General features: G+C 40.8%; 17 protein-coding genes. 3 read left to right on the top strand and 14 right to left on the bottom strand.

What is annotated here, in order from left to right; genetic code table 11:
- Window positions 1-124 precede the first annotated feature (124 nt).
- Complete coding sequence (gene pilM / locus BLR93_RS14940; protein ID WP_093216271.1) at window positions 125-2,257, top strand: pilus assembly protein PilM; 2,133 nt, start codon at window positions 125-127, stop codon at window positions 2,255-2,257.
- Between the two features lie 68 nt (window positions 2,258-2,325).
- Here the strand turns inward: pilM and ytxJ are convergent, their stop codons facing one another.
- The 10 genes from ytxJ to BLR93_RS14990 form a co-directional block, all read right to left on the bottom strand.
- Window positions 2,326-2,661 carry a bacillithiol system redox-active protein YtxJ gene (gene ytxJ, locus BLR93_RS14945; RefSeq protein ID WP_093216273.1) on the bottom strand — a complete coding sequence of 112 codons (336 nt, stop codon included), beginning with the start codon at window positions 2,659-2,661 and terminating at the stop codon, window positions 2,326-2,328.
- A 101-nt stretch (window positions 2,662-2,762) separates the two neighbouring features.
- Window positions 2,763-3,161, bottom strand: a complete 399-nt coding sequence (locus tag BLR93_RS14950; protein WP_093216276.1) for a YtxH domain-containing protein — start codon at window positions 3,159-3,161, stop codon at window positions 2,763-2,765.
- Between the two features lie 15 nt (window positions 3,162-3,176).
- Window positions 3,177-3,599 (bottom strand): DUF948 domain-containing protein, encoded by a 423-nt coding sequence (locus BLR93_RS14955; protein ID WP_093216278.1) that lies wholly within the window; start codon window positions 3,597-3,599, stop codon window positions 3,177-3,179.
- Window positions 3,600-3,906: 307 nt separating this feature from the next.
- Window positions 3,907-5,211 carry a UDP-N-acetylmuramate--L-alanine ligase gene (gene murC, locus BLR93_RS14960; RefSeq protein ID WP_093216281.1) on the bottom strand — a complete coding sequence of 435 codons (1,305 nt, stop codon included), beginning with the start codon at window positions 5,209-5,211 and terminating at the stop codon, window positions 3,907-3,909.
- Between the two features lie 133 nt (window positions 5,212-5,344).
- Window positions 5,345-6,457, bottom strand: coding sequence for a nicotinate phosphoribosyltransferase (locus BLR93_RS14965; RefSeq protein ID WP_093216283.1), 1,113 nt, complete (start codon window positions 6,455-6,457; stop codon window positions 5,345-5,347).
- A gap of 295 nt (window positions 6,458-6,752) precedes the next feature.
- A complete protein-coding gene (locus tag BLR93_RS14970) occupies window positions 6,753-9,074 on the bottom strand; it encodes a DNA translocase FtsK (protein WP_093216286.1) in 2,322 nt (773 codons plus the stop codon).
- A gap of 147 nt (window positions 9,075-9,221) precedes the next feature.
- Window positions 9,222-9,827, bottom strand: coding sequence for a YtpR family tRNA-binding protein (gene ytpR, locus BLR93_RS14975; RefSeq protein ID WP_093216288.1), 606 nt, complete (start codon window positions 9,825-9,827; stop codon window positions 9,222-9,224).
- Between the two features lie 27 nt (window positions 9,828-9,854).
- A complete protein-coding gene (locus BLR93_RS14980) occupies window positions 9,855-10,658 on the bottom strand; it encodes a DUF1444 domain-containing protein (protein WP_093216289.1) in 804 nt (267 codons plus the stop codon).
- A 208-nt stretch (window positions 10,659-10,866) separates the two neighbouring features.
- A complete protein-coding gene (locus BLR93_RS14985) occupies window positions 10,867-11,187 on the bottom strand; it encodes a thioredoxin family protein (protein ID WP_093216292.1) in 321 nt (106 codons plus the stop codon).
- Window positions 11,188-11,219: 32 nt separating this feature from the next.
- Window positions 11,220-12,236 (bottom strand): PTS sugar transporter subunit IIC, encoded by a 1,017-nt coding sequence (locus BLR93_RS14990; RefSeq protein WP_093216294.1) that lies wholly within the window; start codon window positions 12,234-12,236, stop codon window positions 11,220-11,222.
- Window positions 12,237-12,468: 232 nt separating this feature from the next.
- On the opposite strand from BLR93_RS14990, the gene BLR93_RS14995 reads away from it, so the two are divergent.
- Window positions 12,469-14,694, top strand: a complete 2,226-nt coding sequence (locus tag BLR93_RS14995; protein ID WP_175559384.1) for a methyl-accepting chemotaxis protein — start codon at window positions 12,469-12,471, stop codon at window positions 14,692-14,694.
- Between the two features lie 205 nt (window positions 14,695-14,899).
- Here the strand turns inward: BLR93_RS14995 and BLR93_RS18410 are convergent, their stop codons facing one another.
- On the bottom strand, window positions 14,900-15,022 hold the full coding sequence (locus BLR93_RS18410) for a hypothetical protein (RefSeq protein WP_281241718.1): 123 nt from the start codon (window positions 15,020-15,022) through the stop codon (window positions 14,900-14,902).
- Between the two features lie 79 nt (window positions 15,023-15,101).
- On the bottom strand, window positions 15,102-15,614 hold the full coding sequence (locus tag BLR93_RS15000; protein ID WP_093216299.1) for a hypothetical protein: 513 nt from the start codon (window positions 15,612-15,614) through the stop codon (window positions 15,102-15,104).
- A 215-nt stretch (window positions 15,615-15,829) separates the two neighbouring features.
- Here BLR93_RS15000 and BLR93_RS15005 point away from each other — a divergent pair, with 215 nt between their 5' ends.
- Window positions 15,830-16,273 (top strand): YtoQ family protein, encoded by a 444-nt coding sequence (locus tag BLR93_RS15005; RefSeq protein ID WP_093216349.1) that lies wholly within the window; start codon window positions 15,830-15,832, stop codon window positions 16,271-16,273.
- A gap of 624 nt (window positions 16,274-16,897) precedes the next feature.
- Here BLR93_RS15005 and BLR93_RS15010 read toward each other — a convergent pair.
- Together BLR93_RS15010 and BLR93_RS15015 are read right to left on the bottom strand one after the other, a co-directional pair.
- On the bottom strand, window positions 16,898-17,398 hold the full coding sequence (locus BLR93_RS15010) for a DUF84 family protein (protein WP_093216352.1): 501 nt from the start codon (window positions 17,396-17,398) through the stop codon (window positions 16,898-16,900).
- A gap of 73 nt (window positions 17,399-17,471) precedes the next feature.
- A complete protein-coding gene (locus BLR93_RS15015) occupies window positions 17,472-18,539 on the bottom strand; it encodes a M42 family metallopeptidase (RefSeq protein ID WP_093216302.1) in 1,068 nt (355 codons plus the stop codon).
- Between the last annotated feature and the right edge of the window lie 15 nt (window positions 18,540-18,554).

The following is an 18,554-nucleotide window of genomic DNA, read 5'->3' on the forward strand; positions in this document are numbered from 1 at the left end:
AATAATATGCTATTTTTAATAATTAGGGATAATTATAGCTAAAATTTCACCACTTGTCATCCGTAAGTTTTATAATATTTCGTATAATTCATAATTTTTATAGTATTGAAGGAGAATAACCACAATGAATGAAAGAATATTTGCCCTCGATATCGGCACAAGGTCAGTGATCGGGCTAATTTTAGAAAAGATAGAATCAAAGTACCAATTAGTTGATTTTTATTTAAAGGAACATGAAGAAAGAGCGATGCTTGATGGACAAATCCATGATGTCGTATCGGTAGCTCAAACAATTGAAGAGGTAAAAAGCCACTTGGAAAAACTGCACGGCGAATTATCTAGTGTTTGCGTCGCTGCTGCAGGCCGGGCCTTAAAGACTAGAAGAACAAAAATATCAAAAGAAATAATTCAACAGCCATTGATGGAAAAGGAAGATGTCCTTTTTCTTGAACTAAATGCAGTCCAACAGGCGCAATACGAATTGGCCCACGAAGAGTCAAGCAGTGTCAGTTCAGAGTATTATTGTGTCGGTTATTCAGTGTTGTACTATGAATTAGATGAACAAAATATTGGTTCTTTAATCGATCAACAAGGTAAAACGGCTTCTGTCGAAATCATCGCTACCTTTCTCCCGAAAGTTGTAGTGGAATCTCTAATTTCCGCCCTGGGACGTGCCGGACTTGAAATGGAAGCACTAACTCTGGAACCAATCGCAGCTATTGATGTATTGATCCCTGCCTCAATGAGAAAATTGAATGTGGCTTTAGTTGATATCGGAGCGGGAACGAGTGATATTGCTTTGACAGACGATGGAACTGTAACAGCCTACGGCATGGTGCCACAAGCTGGCGATGAGATTACTGAAGCGCTTAGTGAACAATACTTACTCGACTTTCCGCAAGCCGAACAAATGAAACGGGACTTAATAAGGAAACAGGAAGTACAAATTACTGATATTCTCGGTTTTGAGCAGTCTGTCGACTATAAGGATGCCGTCGACTCTATCACCTCGTCCATCGATTCGTTAGCAGATGCTATTTGCAAAGAAATTATGCTTTTGAACAATAAAGCGCCTAAAGCCGTTATGCTGGTTGGCGGTGGCAGTATGACTCCTGAGTTAACGGAACGAATCGCAGCACGACTAGAGCTTCCATCCAATCGTGTAGCGATAAGAGGGATCGAAGCAATTCCAGCCCTCCACAAGACAGACAACCTGCCAGCTGGCCCTGCCTTCGTTACTCCTATCGGTATCGCCATCGCCGCAAAACAAAATCCTGTCCACTATATCAGTGTAACAGTCAATGACAGAGCGGTTCGCTTATTTGATATGAAGCAGTTAACAGTAGGCGATTGTTTATTGGCTGCCGGGATAAATATCGATAAATTGTATGGGCTGCCGGGCATGGCGCTAATAGTTGAGCTGGATGGCAAAAGCCTAACAGTTCCCGGCAGGTATGGAACTGCACCGGTCATCCGCCTAAATGGTGAAATCATTCATGTCGGTCACCCTATCAAGCATGGCGATACGCTTGTTATTGAAGAAGGAAAAGATGGGCAGCCAGCTCAAGTGACTATTAAAGACCTAATTGGCGAGGTGCCTGTTATGCACCTTAAATACAATGGAAATGAATATACTATTGCCTCAGATATACGAGTGAATGGTAAAATTGCCGCAGAGACAAGACAGCTTGAAGATCGGGATAAGGTCACGGTCACGAATGTAAAAACAATTAAAGACTTTCTCGCTCATATAGATAAAGAAGATGTTATTAAAGAAGCTGGCCAGTTTTCAATCATTGTTAATGGAAAGAAACAAGCTATTGAAGAATTCACTTCTTCCCTGCGAAAAAATAATCAAAAAGCGCAAATCAATGATTACTTAAAAAATGGAGACAATATCTCATTTATAAGCAATGAAAAACCTGTACTGCGAGATATACTGAAAAAATTAGGCTACGATGAGGAGTACTCGCTGACGGTGACTTTCAATGATGAACAGATAACAATGAAAAAGGATGCTATCAAAGCAGTCAGAGACGGCAAAGAGCTGACGATCGATGAGTTCATTTATCCAGGCGACCAGCTGCATATTGAAGTATTAAAACGAACCCCTTTTATTTTTCAAGATATCTTTCGTTTCACTACCATTGATCTCACCAATGCAAAAGGGAACTTCCATATCTATAAAAATGGACATCCAACCACCTTTTATGAGGAACTGGCACCCCATGATGTGATTACTCTGGAGTGGCAGTAAATCAACAAGCTGATAAACCGCAAAAAGGTTCCACCCGAATTTGAACGGTGTGGAACCTTTTTTGCGGTTTATTTCAATGTTTGTTCGACTTGTCTGGTAATTAGATCGTGTTTTATATTGCTGTGCGAATCGCTCCATATCACTTGATTATTTTTAAAGATTAAGATTTGAGGCGATTCATGCTTAACACTGTAAAGGAAAGCTATTTCATTTGATAAATCCCTTGCCTTTTGGACGTATAATATGAAAACTGGGGTATCGGTTTCTTTGCAGAATAAATCAAATTCTCTCTTTGCTTCAGCGCTAATAGGGCATGTCAAACTATGCTTAAAAAGAATAAAGTTTTGATATTGATTGCTTAACTGTTCGAATTCCTCACGGGTTTGTATAACTACTGCATCCACTGTCATCAACTCCTGAAATTCAAAGTAACCACATAGTAATTGAAGTATGTAATCCGATAAAAAAGGCTGCAGAGCCGATAGCCCCCAGCCTTATAACATTTTTATACTTTGTTTTCTTGTTCTCTTTCCAACTCTTCGGCAGCTTCTTCAATCGCCTGTGCTACTTCCTCAGCAGCCTGTTCTGCTTCTTCTTCACTATTCTGATTCCGGTTTCTAAGTGAATTTGTAGTATCTTTCATCTTGTTGGTTAAATCCTGCGACTTAACAGACGCCTTTTCTCTCCATTCGGAGCTCTTTTCATAAGCAACATCTTTCCATTCATAAGCACGATCTTTAACATAACCGGCTCCTTCATTCAAATCATTACGCATTTCCCTGCCAGATTTGGGAGCAAAGAGAAGCGCTACTGATGCGCCAACGATGCCGCCAATTAATGAACCGATTAAAAAATCCTTACCATTCGTGTTTTGAGTTTCGTTTTCCATTTGTTGATTAACCATTTAGATTCCTCCCATTTATAAGTTCTTTGGATTGTTGCTTTTTCTCTGCTTCCATAAATTCATTACTACGGTTCCCCAGTTCATTGCTTGTGCGGTTGTTTCTTTATTTTGTTCCGCCACTACTGTAACTTTATTGGAAACAGAACGAATAGAACTGTTGAATTCCTTTACTGATTCGCCTATCCCTTTTATTCCATCGACAAGCGTATTTAGTTTTTGCGATTTATCATTGATATCTTCTGCAAGTTTGTTCGTCTTATTTAGTAAAGCTGTACTTTCTACTGTGATGCCTTCCATTTGTTTTTCCAAGCCTTCCAATGTAGAGGCTACATCATTTAATGTCCGCTGTGCCGCTTTAAGTACCATCGCTAAATAAACAACTAAGACTGCGAAGGCCACTGCTGCAATGATTGCAGCAATGTATAGTAAGTTTTCCATTTTCTATCAACAACTCCTTTTTTATGTATTTAGAAATGCTTACTGGGATTAGGAAAACATTTTAAAGATACCGTTATAAACGATATTCATTTCCTTATACGGAATCAATATTCCCTGTACACATAAAACTAAACTTCTCCATAAGTTTACTATTATGGTTGCCCACTTTCAAAGTATTTACTATTGGAATCGCTCACTGTCTGATTTTTCAAGGCTTGCCAATCAAAAAAAGAGGATCGTCCTGGACTCTCCTCTTTCCATACTTCTATATGTTTGATGAAATAACCTTCATTTTGCAATTAATTAATCAATCCGCCAGTTTCAACTTCTCCTCATAAGCTTTCTGGAATTTCTGGATATCGCCGGCTCCCATAAATATAAGAACACTGTCTTGGTATTGCTTAAGAACTTCCGTTTGGTCAATTTCTAGAAGACTAGAATGATCGATTAAATGAATCAAGTCATTTATTGTTAAATTGCCATTATCTTCTCGTGCCGAACCAAATATATCACAAAGGAATACTTTGTCTGCAAGTTTTAAACTGTCTGCAAATTCCTTAAGGAACGTTTGGGTCCGCGAATAAGTATGTGGCTGAAAAATGGCAACAATCGATTTCTCAGGGTATTTTTTTCTTGCTGAATCGATGGTAGCCTCTATTTCTTTCGGATGGTGTGCATAATCATCGACTAACACTTGGCGGCCGGCTTGTTTTTCCGTAAACCTGCGCTTTACACCACCAAAAGTGCTTATTTTCTTTATGTCCTCGGATTTCATATCTTCGTAATGGCATAGGGCTATCACACTTAGCGCATTTAGCACATTATGGTTTCCGTAGGTTGGAATGGTGAATGTATCATAAAAGGTGTTCCTTACAAAAACATCGAAAGACGTCCCATGCTCGCTTTCTACAATGTTTTGCGCTTGAAAATCGTTCGATTCCGAAAAACCGTAATACATTACCGGAACTTTTGCATGGAGTTTCTGTAGATACTCATCGTCTCCACAGGCAATAATCCCCTTTTTTACTTGCAGAGCCATTTCCTGAAAGGCATCCACTACATCATCTATGCTTTGAAAATAATCAGGATGGTCAAAATCGACATTAGTCATAATAGCATAGTCCGGTTCGTAAGCAAGAAAATGCCGTCTGTATTCACAGGCTTCAAAAGCAAAATACTTACTGTCTGCATGTCCCATTCCCGATCCATCTCCGATTAAATAGGAGATTGGATAAGCCTCTTTCAGCACATGAGCAAGCAAACCGGATGTTGATGTCTTCCCGTGCGCTCCAGTTACAGCAATGCTAGTGTACTGCTTTAACCATTCACCTAGAAAGTCATGGTATCTATAATATGTCAATCCAAGGCGCTTAGCCTCCTGGATTTCTTCATGTTCATCATTAAAAGCATTTCCTGCGATAATAGTAAGCCCTTCTTTTATATTATCCTTTGAAAAAGGAAAGATAGGGATATTTTTTTTCTCCAAGGCGTCCTGGGTAAAAAACCGCTTTTCCACATCAGACCCCTGAACAGTTTCTCCTGAGTCACTAAGGATTTGCGCCAAAGCACTCATCCCTGTTCCCTTTATACCAATAAAATGGTAAGTTGTCATAAAACAGAACCTCCATAATTTTATCTCTTTATGTACTTTTACATGTTAGCACAGCCTGCTTACAACATTGTAACCAATTGATGGCTAATCAATAAAAAAGATTTTCCCGAATTTATTTTTTTCAAACTTATGCTTAGTTTCCACCGTGATATTCTACTTTTTCCAAGCGTGGATTTGGCCGGTAACGTCTGCCTTCCTTTGCTTGCGGCTTTCCATTGAGAAGCACATTATCCCCCGTAAAGCCGATATTGATTTTAAGCAGACTTCCGCCTATGCCGTACATATCAACGGGTACTTTCTGTTCCTCAAATTCCTTGATCCGCTTTTCAGTGAAACCCCCGCTGACGATAATTTTAACGTGCGAAAAACCTTCATCGTCTAATGAGCGCCTTAAAGCGAATATTAACTCAGGATTTACACCTCTTGGATCAAAGGTGCCCATAAGATGTTGATTCCTATGGAAATATTTATCGACAAGTGTGCGGGAAGTGTCTACCCTGACTCCCTTCAATTTATCGCCGAATTCCCGGGCGACTCTCAAAGAATCAGTGATGACATCATTGTTATAGTCAACCAACGCCATCAACTCATCTTCCGGATATAAATCATAATAAGCTTTAGTGGCTTTAACAATATCCCCTTCAAACATTTGAATCATCGCATGCGGCATCGTACCCATGCCTTTTTTTCCCCACCATTCATTCATGGCATGGGTAGCCTGGGCGGTTGAGCCACCGATAAATGCTGCATAGCCGTCGCCTGCCTGCTGTGTGAAATGATCATCACGGTCACCCATAAAAATGACTGGTTTTTGTTTTCCAGAGGTTCTAGCAGCTTTTACCACATTATATACATTCGTAGCCACCGATGTTCTTCGCGCTAGTATCCCGTCAATAATTCCTTCAAGATAGCCAAAATACTGGTAAGGCCCTGATACTGTTAAAACCGATTCAAATGGACTAATCTTATCTCCATCTTTTAGTGAATGGATTTCCAGCTCTTCAGGATGGTCTGCGAATGTATGAAGCAAAGCGATCGCTTCATCTGAACCGCATAATACTGCATGTTCTTTCTGAAAAAACTGCATAGTTATGTAATTATCTGGCACTTTTTTCTCAGCAATCTCTCTCGTCTTTAAAAAATAAACAGCTGAAAACCAGCCTTCCCTTACTCTTTCATCAAATTTAAATGTTTTATTGGTTAAACGGCTGATTTCGCCATTTAGTTTTTGTGTAATTTCCTTCATTATCAATTACTCCTTAGAGATGGTGAATTTCTATGATAATTGCTCATTCTCTATCATATAAGATGCTGAGGCTAAGGACAAGTTATTTCGTTTTTTAAAATGTACCTGGCAAAAGCTGAAAAATTACACAGATATACAGTGGTAAAGGAAAGCCAATAATCTATGGCGATCACTACTGCATCCATCATTTTGCTCAGAAAGCTTTAACCTTTTCTTAAAATATTCCCTATTTTGTATCTCATGAAGTAAAAACCCCCTGCCCCTATTATTAAGGGCAAGGGGGAGACATTTCTCCTCAATCAGCCAGCTGTGAGCTGCTGACCAGTATGTCCCTTGGCTTGCTTCCCTTTTGTTCTGATATAATTCCTTTCGCTTCCATTAAATCAATCAGTCTGGCTGCACGGTTATAGCCGATTTTAAATCTTCGCTGCAGTAAAGAGGCGCTTGCTCCGTTTTGGTGAAGCACAAATTCAACAGCTTCCGCATATAATTGATCTTCCTCTTCTTCTATTGTTGCCTGGCTTAGCAGTTGCTCTTGTTCAAAAAGATACTGGGGCGGGGCGATTTTTTTGACATGATTCGTAACGCGTTCGATTTCATCGTCAGAAACAAATGCACCTTGAATCCGTATTGATTGGCCCGATCCATTTTCCATAAACAACATGTCGCCTTTGCCAAGCAGCTTTTCTGCTCCATTAGTATCGATGATTGTCCGCGAATCCACTTGGGAGGAAACACTGAAAGCGATCCGGGTAGGGATATTAGCTTTAATTAACCCCGTTATAACATCGACCGATGGCCGCTGGGTTGCTAATAACAAATGAATACCGCAAGCTCTCGCCTTTTGGGCTATACGGCAAATGGAATCCTCCACGTCCTGCGGGGAAACCATCATTAAGTCAGCTAATTCATCAATCACGATGACAAGGTAAGGCAAGTGTTCATCAGCACGCTGCTGTTGTTTCATTTTTTGATTATACCGTTCAACATCTCTTACGCCTTCTTTGACAAATTTTTCATAACGTTCTTCCATTTCTCCGACTGCCCATTTCAAGGCTGAAGTAGCAGCCTTAACATCTGTGATTACCGGTGAGACTAAATGGGGAAGCCCATTATAAGGGGCAAGTTCAACCATTTTTGGATCAATTAATAAAAATCTTACATCCTTATGACTTGCTTTATAAAGCAAGCTAATCAAAATGGTATTAATGCATACACTCTTACCTGAACCAGTAGCCCCTGCAATCAGACCATGCGGCATTTTTTGCAAATTAGTAACGATTGGCTTTCCAGCAATGTCCAATCCCAGCGCCACGCTTAATGGCGATTCCGCATGCATGAATTGGCCGGCAGCAAAGATTTCCTGCAAGCCAACTGCCTGAGAAACTGGATTAGGCACTTCAATGCCAATCGCATTTTTTCCGGGGATTGGGGCTTCCATCCGGATATCCCTTGCCGCCATATTCAATTTAATATCGTCGCTTAAGTTTTTGATTTTACTCACTTTCACCCCTAATTCCGGCTGAACTTCAAAACGGGTGACAGAAGGACCGCTCATAGCATTGACTACCTTTGCTTTCACATTAAAGTGAGCTAACGTCATTTCCAGCAGTTCAATTTGTTCATCTACCCATTCACGGTCATCCTTTGACTTTGATATAGGATCGTTTAGTAGATGAGCCGGAGGAATCGTTGATTTCTTTGAAGCAGGCTGCTCTCTTCTTTGCAGTTGGCTCCGTTTATCCCTGGGTGTCATAATAACATTAAAAGGAGAACGAGACCTGCTTCTTTCCTGTCTGCGGGAAGCTGGTTCCGATTGAAGCTCTCCATCTTCCGTCGGTTTCATCTCAGCATACTGGTTGTTTTCCTGGCTGTCTGGAAGTTCTTCTTCACTATTTTCCTGTGCTTCCTCCGGTTTTGGCAATACGCTTTCCGGTTCTTCCATTTCGCCTTCTTCCATAGGATGGTCTTCCGTTAGTGTTGACCCATTTGTTCCGAAGTCCGTTTTTTGAGTTTCATAGAAATGGAAATCATCTTCTGTTTGACTAGCGGCAGATTCCTCCATATGCTCCGGCTCATGCTGAAAAGGACTATCCTCTTGATCGCTATATTCATTGGTAACAGCAGGCTGGAGCGCCTGTCTTACTATTTCCTCGTCTGGTACTGGAGTGCCTCTATCTTTACGTAAATAAGTTGGAATTCCATGCTCCTGCTCCTGTTCCTTTCTTTTCGATTGGCGGAAGCCATATATAGGAGAAGGTACTTCCGTCGGCTTGAATGGCTGTTTGTTTTGTTTTTGATAGGGCGGCTGTTGATTAAATTGATTTTTATCTTTCTGCGTCTGTTCCTTTTTTAGTTGTTCATTGCCCGCTCTATTATTCGTTTTTGCGCTTCTTCTTTCATATGCTGGCATTTGATTCCTGTCAGCCTCTGACACATCCGGAATCACCGGGAATTTAAAAGACTTTTCTTTTGGATATTGGTAGGAGACACGTGTATGTACACTACTTTGTCTGTCTTGTTCATGCTCGTCATGCTGTTGGTGTAATTCATCAATATTCTCTGGCTCTTCATTGGCCATCAGCTGTTTTATTCTTCTTTTAAATTGCTCCCACATATTATTCACTCTTTCTTCCTTCAATAGTTACTACCTTATTTTATCAGTTTTCTTAATGAAAATGGATAAATAATAAGAATCAAATTTGGTATAAACGAAAAAACCTTTGCTGCATCAGAAAGCGGCAAAGGTTTTGATGAATCACTTTTAAAAATCAAATGCTTGTCCAGTTCGATAACTGTCATCAAGCACATAAATACCTTTTTCTTTTGGGGCATCAGGTAATCCCAATTCTTTTTGGGAACAAATCATCCCAAAGGAATCGACACCCCGCAGCTGAGTAGGTTTAATTTCCATCCCGCTCGGCATGACAGCCCCCACTTTTGCTACGACCACTTTTTGGTCTTTATCTATATTAGGTGCTCCACAAACAATCTGTAATGTTTCGTCTCCAGTATCAACTGTGCAAACACTCAATTTATCTGCGTTTTCGTGAGGCTGTTTGTCCTTAACAAATCCAACAACAAACTTAGGGGTTAAATCGACATCGAATGCTTCATTCAGACCATTGGCCGAAAAAACATCTTGTATTTTGGCTGCCAATTTTTCTGATAAAGATATCTTTCCCGTTTCCGCTATGGCAAGCTGGCTGGCCGCATTAAATATATTATAGCCTAGTACAGCCCCGTTATGCTCATCCGTGATTTTTACAACATTATTAAATTTTTCATGGTTTATGGCATTGCGATCTCCTTGTTTAATAGGGATGATCAGTACATCGCCAACTCCTTCAGGATTATAAAACACATCCATTTATTATTCATCCTCTCTCGTATTATTCTATTTTTCCGGGCGGTTTTTCGCTAGAATAAACACCGGTTCTAAGTGCTTGTCCTCGTAAAGGAAAGGCAATGAAGTAATCGGCACTCTTCCTTCTGCAAAGAATTTCATGGTCATTTGCGCTAAAATATCATAACCCATTTTATTTTGAATGTCAGCAAAAATCAGGACATCCTGGTGTGGAACAGCGACAGCTAGCTCCCCTTTGCTGTTTGCTTTCATCTCTTCCATTAATGATTCATTTAAAATTCTGCTCGCATCATAGCCATCCTGGGCGGCCATAAAGTAAAAGTCATTATCGGCAACCTTATCGTGCTTTAAATCTCTGGAAAGAGAACGTACATTAAACGACGATACTTCCTCTATCCTTTCTTTGGTCCAGCTTTCTTTTTCCAGCATTTCCTCATCTATCAACTGATAGGAATTACCCAAATCGAGAGCGTAGTAAATCCGGGTCTCTGCCGTATGTTCCGACCAAACCATCATTTTGCCTGACTTGGTCTTTTTCGGAAATGAAGTTGCACGAATCACAGGAAAAATATTTTTCTCTTTTCCGGTCAATTGATTCGTTTGATTCATTATACGTAAAGCCTCGCCAATATGATCTTCCAGCTCGTCAAGGGCCTCCTCCCCTCTGCGTTCGAATTTAGCAATAATATTTGGGATGGTGACAGTAATCCCCTGTCGAGAATGCTTCCACTCTATTCGAAAAGTATCTTTATCTCTGTTAAAGGAGGTATTCCACTCCGGATGGTTCAGTCTATCTTCCAATTTCTTTTTCATCTTTATGCTCGTCATTCTCATAATCGTTCCTCCTTTCGGAAACAAAACCGCTATCAATTATTTTATCATTAAATGGCTTTCCTATAAAAGAAAGTAAACTTTAACGATTTCTGTATGTGCTTTTTCAGAAGTTGCGGAACACGAATCCAGCCAAATAAAAAAGCTGTACGAACAAACCGCAATCTCACATTGTTTGAGAGAACTGATTGACCGTATCAGCTTTTTAATGTCATTTAGACAATGACGATTTTTCTATAAAATCCTGGATTTCTTCCTTTGTTTTCCGATTTTTGCTGACAAGCCGTCCTGTTTCTTCTCCGTTCTCATAAGCAAGGAAACTAGGTATACCAAAAATGTCATACGCTGAACAAATATCGAGAAACTTATCTCTGTCGACATAGACAAATGAAAATTGACTGTATTGGTCTTCAAGTTCTGGAAGTAACGGTTCTATTACCCGGCAGTCGGGGCACCAGTCTGCTGAAAACATAAAGATAGTCTTACCGTTTTTCCATACGGAAAATTCCTGTTCTGTTTGTAATTCCTTCATAATAACACCCCCTATGTTAGCATAGCATGTTTCTATTCATAATCAATTTTCATGTCTCCAGGCTTGATCCATCCCTTTTTTCTTAGGAACTCGGCAAGCAGCAGACTTATCAACGCCGGTCCAAAAATATGTAAGAAGATAATAATCCAGAAAATTTCAATCGTGAATCCCATCGACTCAAATGTCATAATCTGGCCAACGAAGCCAGCAGTCCCCATTCCTGCCCCTGAAGGATTGTTTACTAATTCAAATACAATCGTTGAAAATGGAGCAAGCAAAGCTCCAGCAATTGTTGGAGGGAGAAGGATGAGAGGATTCTTTATAATATTACCAACTTGAAGCATAGAGGTGCCAATTCCCTGTGCCAAAAGCCCCCCAACACCGTTGTCTCGATAACTTGCCACAGCAAAGCCTACCATCTGCGCAGCACACCCTACAGTCGCTGCACCAGCAGCAAGTCCTTCCAAGGATAGCATAAGAGCAATTGCTACACTGGAAATCGGAGCTGTCAGTGCCAATCCCATTAGGACGGCGACAATAACCCCCATAATCAGCGGCTGCTGTTCTGTCGACCAATTGACAACTTCCCCAAACCATGTCAAAGCTGTTTGGATTGGCGGTCCAATAAATTTGCCAGTATAAAAACCGACTGCAATAGTTAGAAAAGGGGTTAATAAAATATCAATTTTGGTTTCTTTATAAACGAGTTTTCCAAACTCAGTAGCTAATAAGGCGGACACATAACTACCTGCCGGCCCGCCCATTTCCGCACCAAAAGCTCCACTGAATAAAGCTGCAAACACAACTAACGGAGGAGCTTTCAATCCATAAGCAATGGCTGCGCCAATCGCTCCTCCCCATATTTTTGAATCCATCGCAAAGCTGCCCATTTCGATTAACGATGGGATGTTAAGCTGGTCACCAATTGTATTAATTATCGTGCCGATGATTAATGAAGAAAATAGTCCTAGCGCCATGAAACTTAAAGCAGTAATAAAATACTCCCTTGCAGAGAGGGTAACCCCTTTTTTTCGCAAAAATGCTTTCATGCTACATACTCCTTTAAAAACAGTCTCTTTGCTTCATCTTACACAAACCGATTATTGAACTCAATTACTAAATGTTTTTTTAAAATATTCAAAAGATTAATTGTCTTTCTATTCGAATAACTCTATAATTATTACATATAGTAGAACTTCTTTCCTCCTGCCTTGTACCTATGCAGGATAGGAGTTTTACCCTATGCCATTAAAACTTAGAATAACAAAAGGGGGCTTTTTTGTGAGATCCATTCGTAATAGAGTACGTTTAATACTGATATTATCCATTGCAAGCATTCTAGTATTAAGCGCATTCGCTATTTATTTTTCTGAAAAACTCGCACAATGGGAAGAGGAAAAAGCAGCGGTACAGGAAGCACTTATACATAGCGATGAAATTAGATATGAGATGTCTTTAACTAGACAAAAGGAACAGCAGTTTCTAGCTTCTCCAAGCGAAGGAAATGCCGAGGAAATGGAGAAGGCAATCAGTACTGTAGAATCTTCTGCTAATACATTTGCCGAAAGCCATAAAGGGTATAAATCAATAGCTGCTAATTTCACAGCCATTGCGGAAAATGCTTCTGCCTATAAAAAACAAATGGAACCAATGGTTAATATGTACCGGATGGTAGGCTTTAGTAAAGACGAGGGATTATTGAAGGTGATCACTGAAACATTCAATGAATTCGACAGTCTTGTTCAGGAAATAGATGATCCGCAATTAAATAACGCTCTAATGGAAATAAAGCTTCTTGAACAGGAATACATAGAAAGCGGTAACACAGAGGAGGCAGAAGCCAAACTAACTAACGCATCAAGGGCGTTTACAGATTTAATCAAAGAATCAGATCTAGAAGAGCAAGAGACTGCTAATATAAGCAGTGGATTACTGAAATATCAACAATCTTTGAATACAATAGCCAATACTCAGACCCAGTCCTTGGCAATAACTGATTCTTTTTCCAAGGTTGCTGAAGACGTGTCTGCTCAAGTCGATGAAGTGAAAGCAGAGGCTGAATCCATCAGCAGCCACATTTCAGCAGAGCAGGAGCAGGCTAAAAAGAGCATGACAATTCTATTTGCGACCATTGGCATAGCCGCATTACTCCTCATGTCCGTCATAGGCGTATTGCTTGTACGTTCTATCAGCAAGTCTATCCGCACGTTGAAAGAAGGGGCACAAACCATTGGAGAAGGTGACTTAGCGTATCGTGTGCCGATTACTACCAAAGATGAGATGGCTGAATTGGCTCACACATTTAATTTAATGGCTGGAAAAATGGAACAATCGATGCTTAAGGTGAAAAACGCCTCAAGAGTCCTTGGTGATTCATCCACAAATCTTGCTGCTGTATCCCAACAATCATCTGCTCAAACGGAAGAAGTGAATGATGCCATTAACCAGGTAGCAGCAGGTTCACAAAATCAGGCCTCACGCATCGATGAAAGCACACAACTAATTGAAGCCGTAACAGACGCTATTTCTAATACTTCCGGAGCAGCATATGAGATATCCGATGCATTAAGCCTGGCAGAAACAGAAGGAAATACTGGACTTGAAACGATGAAGTCGCTTGAAGGTACTTCTTCATCATTTATCGGACTGGCATCACATCTTTCTTCAGAAGTAAAAGAAGCAGCAAGCCAATCAAAACAAATCACCTCTATCGTTTCAGCAATCGAAGAAATTGCAGATAATACAAACTTATTAGCTTTAAACGCAGCAATTGAATCTGCCCGGGCAGGAGAAAGCGGACTGGGATTTGCTGTCGTAGCTGATGAAGTCAGAAAATTAGCAGAAAGATCTAAACATGAAGCACAGGAAATTCACCAGCTTGTCAACCGCATGCATAATCAAATGAATAATTTATCTGCCGAAGCTGGCAAGTTTGATACGTATCAACAACAACAAGCAGAAGCAGTAAATCAAACCAAAGATGCTTTTCATCGCATTGCTAATCACATTTATGATATGAATGGAAAAATTAATCGAGTAAAGGATTCTATTACTGACGTTAATGGTGTGAATGATGATTTACGAGAAAAGCTGCGGCAAATTAGTATTATTTCGGAGGAGGCAGTTGCCACGGCCGAGGAAGTAGCCGCATCAAGTGAAACGCAGGCTCAATCGATTGAAGAAGTTAATCAGGCAGCAGTCGACTTGCAAGGTCTCTCGCAAGAACTCGCAGCGGAAGTCAGTCAGTTTAACCTCGATGAGGCGCATATGGAAATAGAGGATAGTGAAGAAAGCTTTGAAGAAGAGCCATCAGAAGAAGAAGACTCTTATCTAAATAATGACACGCTTCTTTCCGATCATAATGAGGCTGCTGCCAGTTTGGATAGTGGACCTGAACTTGAAGAACCTTCAGACATCGAACAAGGAATACCAGCAGATCAACCAGATGAAGATATGGAAGTATTGGAAAGTAACCATTCATCCACCGAAGAAACAGAAGATAAATAATAAACGCGGATAAAAAAAGGAAAGTCCTGAAAGGGACTTTCCTTTTTTATTCCTTCGCCAGAGCAATTCAACGGTGCCGTCCAGCGCCTTCGCCGCTACCCGGGCGAGTCCGCTTTTCTTTGTCCAGCTACTTCGCCCACCGGCTTGACCGCTTCCTGCTCCTCTGTACGATAAGTCAACATCGTCGCGTCACTCCGTGTTTCCTTTATCTCCGACGGTGCCGTCCAGCACCTTCGCCGCTACCCGGGCGAGTCCGCTTTTCTTTGTGTCCAGCTACTTCGCCCACCGGCTTGACCGCTTCCTGCTCCTCTGTACGATAAGTCAACATCGTCGCGTCGCTCCGTGTTTCCTTTATCTCCGACGGTGCCGTCCAGCACCTTCGCCGCTACCCGGGCGAGTCCGCTTTTCTATTTATATTCGATGGAGTTGGCTATTTTCATCATTGTTGCTGCGTCTTCTTCTAGTTTGCTTTTAGTAGTAAGCGTGGTGACTTTTACACTTCCTGCTCCTATTTGCAATTCATAGGTATGTTTTTTACCACTTGAAATTTTGATATATCCAAATTTCTCTTTGGATTCAAACGATTCCAGCATTAAATAGTCTTCGTCTGAGGATGCTTCTTCATAATTTAGTTTACTAGTAGCAAACTCGAGTGGATTATAAAAAAGAATAATCGTTTGATCTTCATTCTTAAGGATCAAATTACTATTTGTTTCCTCACTAATGCTTATATGGCTGGGAATATACAAAGAGAGATTTTGCAAATCGTTATTCGGTTTTATCTTCTCATTAGTTAATGCTGCTTCTGCAGCCGTCAGTGCACCATCGAATGCTTTGCTTTCTGCTTTTATACTACAACCAAATAATAAGGTTAAAAACAAAACAGAGGCGATCAGCTGACCAAATTTATATTTGTTCACGTTCTTTCCTCCTGATACTCCAGTTCTATTCATTTCTTCTTATATAATACTATTAATCAGCAATTTGGCAAGAGCTCATGCTAAATTAATGGTTGGTAACTAACTCCACCTTCCAATGATTCAACAAAATAACCCGCTTTCGAAGTTTACGTAAAATGAAAGGCCATGATAAAATACTAAATATTATAGAGGAAAAATTGGAAAGGATTGGTGAAATGAAAGATTACACGGTGTATTTAGCTGGACAGATTCATGACAATTGGAGAGCTGAATTAAAGGAGAAAACGGCTGAAAAAGGGCTGGCTGTTGATTTTGTCGGCCCTCAAGAAACTCATGAGCACTCGGACGCCATAGGCGAAAAAATCCTTGGAAAACAGCCCGGAAAGTTATACAGAGATAATGCAGCTTCTGATATCAATAATTTTAGGACTCAAGTACTTATGCAACAAGCGGATTTCGTTATTGCCCTGTTTGGTGAAAACTATAAACAATGGAACACTGCAATGGATGCAGCAACAGCTATAACTTTAAATAAACCAACGATAATCATTCGGCCCGCTTCTTTGATTCATCCTCTTAAAGAGTTATCCAACAAAGCAAATGTTACAGTAGAAACGATTGATCAGGCATTAGATATTATCAGCTATCTATATGAATAAAAGAAATGGACGATTTATTATCCCTGCGTGGATTAGAGCCCAAGGAAAGCTTTAAAAAGAGGTTGGGACAAAAGTATAGTTGCCAAAGCAAAAATCGAACGATAATTCGAAATCTTAGGATTCGAGCTCGTTCGATTTTTCTTTTCTAATGCTTAAGATAACCTGCGGACAAAGTGACAACTCTATTTTTTCCTTCTAACCAAGGTTGGGTGCTTAAACTTGCGCAGGCAAAATACTCCGCTTTCCGTGGGCACGGTTCCTTTTCGAGTCTTCAGACTCGTGCTGTTTCCACTGTAGTCTACGTATTCTGCTGCGCTGACAGAGCTGTTGGTTGAAAACAGTACGCAGACTTTCATGGGAGGAAATCCACGGATACTCCTGCGGGAGGGCAGGCCTCGGTGAGACCCTGCACGAGGAGGCTCACCAGCCGCCCACGGAAAGCGTAGTGTATTTCCGCAGCGCAGTACTAGTGCTTTTCCGATACTATTAAGGAATCACCTACTGTTACATCGCCATTTACACCCCTGCATCATCAATCGAATGCTTGAAGATGGCCCTTGAAACCTTCATTTGCTGTTATCTCCGATTTTTGTAAGTGGTTGTATGTTATATGTCACAACCACTTTATTTATTGTAGTCATACTGTCCTTTTAGTAATTTCATAACGTGAGTAAACATTTCTTCACGGCTCACTAATTCGTTCGTGAAAATTCCTACAGCTCCCTCTTTCTTTCGGACATCTTTCCTTTTGACATATTCATCCATCACTTCGCCTAGTTCGATACCTTTTTCTAACTGTACCGCAACTTCTTCCGGAAGAGGTATCCGGGCACCACTTGCCAAGAAAGTATCGCCATCGCCGTTAATCAATGCACCCCAATTACAAAGAAAGAGCTCATCGTTAAGTTCCATGACTCCACCTTCAAGACCAATACCAATAGCCCCCTGATTGATTGAAGCACATTTGCGGGCTCTGTTCACTGCCCCCTCCATCGTCTCTTCGTCGGAGTATGGCTGCAGAGAAACTTTAGAAGCAACGTCTACTTCCACTACCTCAGCATCAGGAAACACATTCCTGACAGATTTTGCTTTTGCAGGGTTCAATGAACCAATATATATTTTCATCTCTTTCATCCTTCTCTCCCTATCTTCCAGACAAATCCCCAGGCCGGCAAATGGTTGCTAGTCTGTAATTTATTCAGCCGCGTTTACGAATTTGTTCCACAGCAGCCTGATCTGTTGATTTAACTAATTTTACAATCAATTCCTTAGCAGCTGCGTAATCATCGACATGGATGATAGATGCATGAGTATGGATGTAACGCGAACAAATTCCCACAACCGCTGAAGGAATACCTTCATTAGAAATATGAACTCTGCCAGCATCTGTGCCGCCTTGAGATATAAAATATTGATAAGGGATTTTATTCGATTCGGCAGTGTCCAAAACAAACTCCCTCATTCCATGATGGGTAATCATCGATTTGTCAAAAATACGCAGTAACGCTCCTTTGCCCAGTTGTCCAAATTCCTTATCATCTCCTGACATATCGTTAGCCGGCGACGCATCCAGTGCATAGAAAATATCCGGCTGGATCATATTTGCAGCAACCTGAGCACCGCGAAGCCCTACCTCTTCCTGGACAGTAGCCCCTGAAAACAATTGATTAGGAAGTTTTTCATTCTGCAATTCCTTTAGCAGTTCAATAGCCAGACCGCAACCATAGCGATTATCCCATGCTTTGGCAAGGATTTTCTTTTCGTTTGCCATGGGGGTAAAAGGAGTAACTGGTACAACTTGCTGGCCTGGCTTAACTCCGATTCTTTTTACATCCTCTTCATCGTCGGCCCCTATGTCGATCAGCATATTTTTTTGTTCCATCGGCTTCTTTCTTTGTTCTTCCGTCAAATTATGCGGAGGGATTGATCCAATGACTCCAATTACCGGACCATTGTCAGTCATTATCTGTACTCTTTGGGCTAATAGAACTTGTGACCACCATCCGCCTAATGGCTGAAAGCGAAGCATTCCGTTTTTGGTTATTTGGGTCACCATAAAACCAACTTCATCCATATGTCCGGCAACCATTACTTTGGGCCCTTGTCCTTCTTTTACTCCGAATACCCCGCCGAGCCTATCCTGGATAATTTTGTCCGAATATTTATCTAATTGTTTTTTCATAAACGCTCTTACCATATGCTCATTCCCTGGAGCGCCTTGCAATTCTGTCAATTCGCGGAATAAAGAGAGTGTTTCGTTATTCATATGTATCCCTCCAAC

It is taken from the genome of Sediminibacillus albus (genome assembly GCF_900101125.1).
GTDB classification, from domain to species: domain Bacteria; phylum Bacillota; class Bacilli; order Bacillales; family Amphibacillaceae; genus Sediminibacillus; species Sediminibacillus albus.

What these genes read in the sequence shown, in the direction of transcription:
- BLR93_RS14955 (WP_093216278.1), bottom strand. Translation starts at nt 3,599, where the DNA reads ATGGAAAACTTACTATACATTGCTGCAATCATTGCAGCAGTGGCCTTC.
- murC (WP_093216281.1), bottom strand. Translation starts at nt 5,211, where the DNA reads ATGACAACTTACCATTTTATTGGTATAAAGGGAACAGGGATGAGTGCT.
- BLR93_RS15010 (WP_093216352.1), bottom strand. Translation starts at nt 17,398, where the DNA reads ATGAAAATATATATTGGTTCATTGAACCCTGCAAAAGCAAAATCTGTC.
- BLR93_RS15005 (WP_093216349.1), top strand. Translation starts at nt 15,830, where the DNA reads ATGAAAGATTACACGGTGTATTTAGCTGGACAGATTCATGACAATTGG.
- BLR93_RS14950 (WP_093216276.1), bottom strand. Translation starts at nt 3,161, where the DNA reads ATGGTTAATCAACAAATGGAAAACGAAACTCAAAACACGAATGGTAAG.
- pilM (WP_093216271.1), top strand. Translation starts at nt 125, where the DNA reads ATGAATGAAAGAATATTTGCCCTCGATATCGGCACAAGGTCAGTGATC.
- BLR93_RS14990 (WP_093216294.1), bottom strand. Translation starts at nt 12,236, where the DNA reads ATGAAAGCATTTTTGCGAAAAAAAGGGGTTACCCTCTCTGCAAGGGAG.
- ytpR (WP_093216288.1), bottom strand. Translation starts at nt 9,827, where the DNA reads ATGGATGTGTTTTATAATCCTGAAGGAGTTGGCGATGTACTGATCATC.
- BLR93_RS14970 (WP_093216286.1), bottom strand. Translation starts at nt 9,074, where the DNA reads ATGTGGGAGCAATTTAAAAGAAGAATAAAACAGCTGATGGCCAATGAA.
- BLR93_RS14965 (WP_093216283.1), bottom strand. Translation starts at nt 6,457, where the DNA reads ATGAAGGAAATTACACAAAAACTAAATGGCGAAATCAGCCGTTTAACC.
- BLR93_RS15015 (WP_093216302.1), bottom strand. Translation starts at nt 18,539, where the DNA reads ATGAATAACGAAACACTCTCTTTATTCCGCGAATTGACAGAATTGCAA.
- BLR93_RS14980 (WP_093216289.1), bottom strand. Translation starts at nt 10,658, where the DNA reads ATGAGAATGACGAGCATAAAGATGAAAAAGAAATTGGAAGATAGACTG.
- BLR93_RS18410 (WP_281241718.1), bottom strand. Translation starts at nt 15,022, where the DNA reads ATGTTGACTTATCGTACAGAGGAGCAGGAAGCGGTCAAGCCGGTGGGC.
- BLR93_RS14985 (WP_093216292.1), bottom strand. Translation starts at nt 11,187, where the DNA reads ATGAAGGAATTACAAACAGAACAGGAATTTTCCGTATGGAAAAACGGT.